General features: G+C 37.8%; 1 protein-coding gene. It reads left to right on the top strand.

The window, feature by feature from the left end; all coding sequences use genetic code 11:
• Window positions 1–153 precede the first annotated feature (153 nt).
• Window positions 154–5345 (top strand): C80 family cysteine peptidase (locus BHECKSOX2_RS09660; RefSeq protein WP_425356623.1); only part of this gene is annotated, 5192 nt, incomplete at its 3' end.

Genomic DNA, 5345 nt, shown 5'->3' with positions numbered 1-5345 from the left:
TACGGCAACGACAGCACCGACATTGGGCGTATCGCCTTGGTTGGTTGTAATACCGATGGCATTGATCAGAACCTCACCCAAGACTTTGCCAAAGCCATTTATAACGACACACCTGAGCTAAAAACTGCCGAAATAACCGGCAGAAAAGGCAACATGCAAATCAACCCTGATGGCACCAAAACCATGGAAACAGGCAGTGAAAAGATGATTTATCAGTGGAACGATGACTTAAATATCGTTACCCAGCAGACTGAAGAGTTTAAGCGCGTAGGGGAAATATTAAAAGGCTTGAAGCTTGGTGGTGCGAATTCTGAAGGTTCATCTGATACCATTGATGTAGACAGCATTCCAGACATATTAAGTAACAAACAAGTGGATACAAAAACTGCCGTTGGTTCGGGCACCTATAAAACTGCCTACAATTTTAAAAATCAACCCGATTTATTGGTATTGCTATTAAAGTCACACGATCAAGCCGCTGATATTGAAGAAGAAATAAAATGGCTAACGAAATTAGATTCACTTGGTATAAAAACACCTAAGCGCTATAAACAAATCACATTTGTTGATGAATCTGATTCTAATACCAAGCAATACGGCTTAGTTGTGCAAAAAATTAAAGGCGCACACGATATAAAATTAATGCGCAAAAAAAAGGTTCAGCTAAGCAACCATCTATTGCAAGTGCTTGATAGTAGTAACGACCAAACCCTAAGAGATATTAAAAATTTGCAGAAAATATTTACATCAAACAACAATCTTAGTGTGTCAGATTTTCAAGGGCTTGTTGCCGAAGACGGTCAACTGTATGTTATAGATCCAATGGGTGTTGTTATATCGCCTTGGAGCGCCAATCGTAACACGGATCAGTTAGATGCCTTGCAAACATTTGAACATTATATTTTAGAACGCCACAACCTTTTTACCGACAAAACACTTGATCATATTGTCTATATTGACAAACAACTTTGGGATGCACCCGATAAGACGCTAAAACAAAAAATACTAAGCGATGCAAAAGAAAAGAATAACAAAGTCATTGTTGTCTATGATTCTGTAACAGGTGAAAAAAATATTATTCACCAACCAAGCAACAGTCAAAGTCTAGATTTCGCAACCGTTGAAGTTATTAGCCGTGACAATATAATTCCAAGTGCTGATTTAAAAAATAAATACCTTGATTTTGCCAAGCAACATGACTGGAAAGAAAGTAGCAACTCTGTTTTCCGTGTCAACACCGCTGAGGGTTATGAAGCCCTAAACCTAAAAAGCAATGACAAAAACAAGCACAACATTATTTTGTCCATTGGCGAAGATAAAGTCACCAGAGATGCCGCCAAAGCGTTATTTGACAAACACTCTAACACCAGTGTCCTTGTTACACTTGATGAGCAAGGTAAACTGGTTTTCCCAGAGGGCGAAGCATTTATGCCTGATTCCAGTGTACGACTCAACATTATTGGACATTCAGAAAAATTGGAAGAAGTGGGGGCGACAAAGTTAGCAGATTACACCGATCAATTAGCGCAACACTACAAAATGGATTCAGTAGACAGTCACGCCTATTTGAATCGTGCTGCTTTGGTGGGTTGTAACAGCGAAAGACTCAGTCAAAGTTACGCTAAAGANAAACTGGTTTTCCCAGAGGGCGAAGCATTTATGCCTGATTCCAGTGTACGACTCAACATTATTGGACATTCAGAAAAATTGGAAGAAGTGGGGGCGACAAAGTTAGCAGATTACACCGATCAATTAGCGCAACACTACAAAATGGATTCAGTAGACAGTCACGCCTATTTGAATCGTGCTGCTTTGGTGGGTTGTAACAGCGAAAGACTCAGTCAAAGTTACGCTAAAGAGCTTTACACTCGAAAATATTTAAGAAACACTAGTGTTACAGGTAGATTGGGCGATATTCATGTGAACGAAGATGGCTCTAAAACCATGAATGAGAAGGATCAAAAAATCATTCATCGTTGGGATTATGGACGCAACAGATCTACTTGGACAACGCAAAGTTCTAAGAATATTGCTAAAGTTTTAGATCATCTAAAATTGGGGTTAGATGATGAAACAACGCCAGATTCATTGATGCATAAGGATATAGGCGAATCTATTGGTCGTGGTGCCATGAAAGTTGCTTACACCTTAAAAGACCACCCCGATTTGTTGTTTTTACAACTAAATGAAAGATTAGAGAATCCGTCTTCAATTGAACGATTAACAAACGAAATTGAGTGGATTAACAAATTTAGAGAAATGGGCATTAAAACGCCAAAATATTTTAAAACTATTTCTATGATTGATGAGAATAATCAAGAACACCATGGTATTTTGGTTGAACGCATTCATAGCTCAGTATTGGTAAAACCAGGACGGCTGCCTATTCCAAAGGGGCGCACAACAGCCAAAACGCTAAGCGATATTCAAAATTTATTACAGAAATTTGATCAGTATCCAAATTTAGGTATCGGTGATTTGCAGATGTTATTAGGCAGAGATGGACAACTTTATGTTATGGATCCATTGAACATTCACTCACCATCGTCTGAAGTTTTGTCTTATTATTCACAGGTAGACAGGAAAGAGAATATAGAAAATTTGTTAAAGTGGAGAGATGAATCGTTAAGCACCCTAAAAGAATTTGATCAAAACAAAGGTATGCACGCCATTTTTGTTAGCAAGAAAATGTTGGAGGGCGATCCAAAATTTGAAAAAAGTCTATTAGACAAAGCACAAAAACAACAAGACCTTGTTGTTATGAGTTACGACTCAGATGGCACAACCAAAGTGCTTTACGAGCCAAAAACCAACTATAAAATAGATAGAATTGAAGTAATGGTTGATGAAAGCAATCACTTTATTAGTAAAGTTCAAATGAGATCTTTAATAAGGGGCAACCCCAAAGTGTCCAGTGATATGGTTTTTCGTCACGCACTAAAAGAAAATTTCAGCAACTATCAAAGCAACATTATCGTTCAAAACGGCAACAGCGAAGCCGCCGTCAAAGCCGCCCAATCCCTTGCCAATAAACACCCTGAAAGCAGTATTATTGTTTATTTTGATGACAATAATAAATTGGTCACATCAGACAATGAGATTTACACCCCCAAAGGCAATGTCCGACTTAATTTTGTTGATCATGGAGAAAATTTTGCCAATGGTGAAAATGGCATGGCGGAGTTGTTTGATAAAGTCAAACAAATTCATACTACTTACGCCAATAACGATACTTATTTTGAACGCATTGCCTTAGTAGGTTGTGATACTACCAACATCAAGCAAGGTCTAACCAAGAACTTTGCCAAAATGATTTATGATAATATACCAGCGCTAAAAACTGCTGAAATAACCGGCAGAAAAGGCGACATGCAAATCAACCCTGATGGCACCAAAACCATGGAAACAGGCGGTGAAAAAATGATTTATCAGTGGAATGGTGATTTAAATGTTATTACCAGGCAAACTAAAGAGTCTAAGCGTGTGGGGGAAATATTAGAAGGTTTGAAACTTGGTGGTGCGAACTCCAAAGGATCATCTGATACAGACAACATCCCAAATACATTAAACAGCGATCAAGTAGACATAGAAACTGTTGTTGGTCAAGGTGTATTTAAAACTGCCTATAATTTTAAAGATAGACCTGATTTATTGGTGTTGCTATTAACCTCAGGTTTTGAAGCCAGCGAGATTGGAGAAGAAATAAAACACTTAAAGAAACTAGATTCGCTTGGTATAAAAACACCTAAATTTTACAAAAAAATCACATTTATAGATAAATCTAACACTACGAAACACGGTTTAGTCGTGCAAAAAATTAAAGGCGCACAAGATATAATGTTATCGTACAAAAGTTTGATTCCGAAAGGAGACTCTCTGTTAAAAATACTTAATAATAGCAACAATCAAACTTTAGAAGACATTCAACATCTGCAAAAAATATTCGCAAAAAATGCTACATTGTCTGTATCAGATTTTCAAGGGCTTATTGCTGAAGATGGTCAATTGTATATTATGGATCCACAGGGTATTGATTTAAGTGAAAAGGAACATTTGGATCAGTTAAATGCCTTACAGGGGTTCAAAGAAGTTATTTTAAAACACCACGAGCGCTTTACCGACAAAACACTCAACCACATTACCTACATCGATAAGAAACTCTGGGACTCACCCGATGGCGTACTCAAACAAAAAATACTAAATGATGTAAAAGGAAAGAATAATAAAGTTATTGTTATCCATGATTTTGCAACAGGTGAAAAAGAAGTTTTTCATAAACCAGACGACAGTCAAAATTTAGTTTTTGAGACTGTAGAAGTTATTACCGATGATAGCAATAAGCAACGTGTTGATTTAAGAAAAGACAGTCTTGATTTTCTCAAGACACGGAGCTGGGAAGAAAGCGATAAGTCTGTTTTCCGTGTCAACACGCCTGAGGGTTATGAAGCCCTAAACCTAAAAAGCAATGACAAAAACAAGCACAACATTATCTTGTCCATTGGCGAAGACAAAGTCACCAGAGATGCCGCCAAAGCGTTATTTGACAAACACCCTAACACCAGCGTTCTTGTTACACTGAATCGACAAGGAAAATTGGTTTTTCCAAGGGGCAAAGCATTTACGCCTGATTCTAGTGTACGACTCAACATTGTTGGACATTCAGAAAAATTGGAAGAAGTGGGGGCAGCAAAGTTAGCAAATTACACCGATAAATTAGTGCGACACTACAAGATGGATTCAGCAGGCAGTCATGCCTATTTGAATCGTGCTGCGTTAGTGGGCTGTAAAAACAAAGCACTGAGTGAAAATTACGCCAAGCAACTTTATACCCGAGAATACTTAAGAGGCGCTAGCGTTACAGGCAGATTGGGCGATATTCAAGTGAACGAAGATGGCTCTAAAACCATGAACGATAAGGATCAAAAAATCATTCATCGTTGGGATTATGGACGTAACACATCTACTTGGACAACGCAAAGCTCTGCCAATATTAGTAAAGTTTTAGATCATCTAAAATTGGGCTTAGGTGATAAAACCGCCTCAAATATCCCAGATTCATTGACTTATGAGGATATAGGTAAGCCTATTAACGAAGGTACCACGAAAACTGCCTACACCTTAAAAAACCACCCCGACTTGTTATTTTTACAACTGAATGAAAATCCAGAAGCAAATGATAACATTGAGCAGTTAAAAAACGAAGTTGAGTGGATTAACAAATTTAGAGAAATGGGCATTAAAACGCCAAAATATTTTAAAACGCTTTCTGTCATTGGCGAAGACGCTCAAGAACATCATGGTATTTTAGTTGAACGCATTCACGACTCATTGACAACAAAACCAGG

It is taken from the genome of thiotrophic endosymbiont of Bathymodiolus puteoserpentis (Logatchev) (genome assembly GCF_900127505.1).
GTDB lineage: Bacteria > Pseudomonadota > Gammaproteobacteria > PS1 > Pseudothioglobaceae > Thiodubiliella.
The sequence above is the reverse complement of the archived record's forward strand: the minus strand, read 5'-3'. Positions and strand labels throughout refer to the sequence as shown.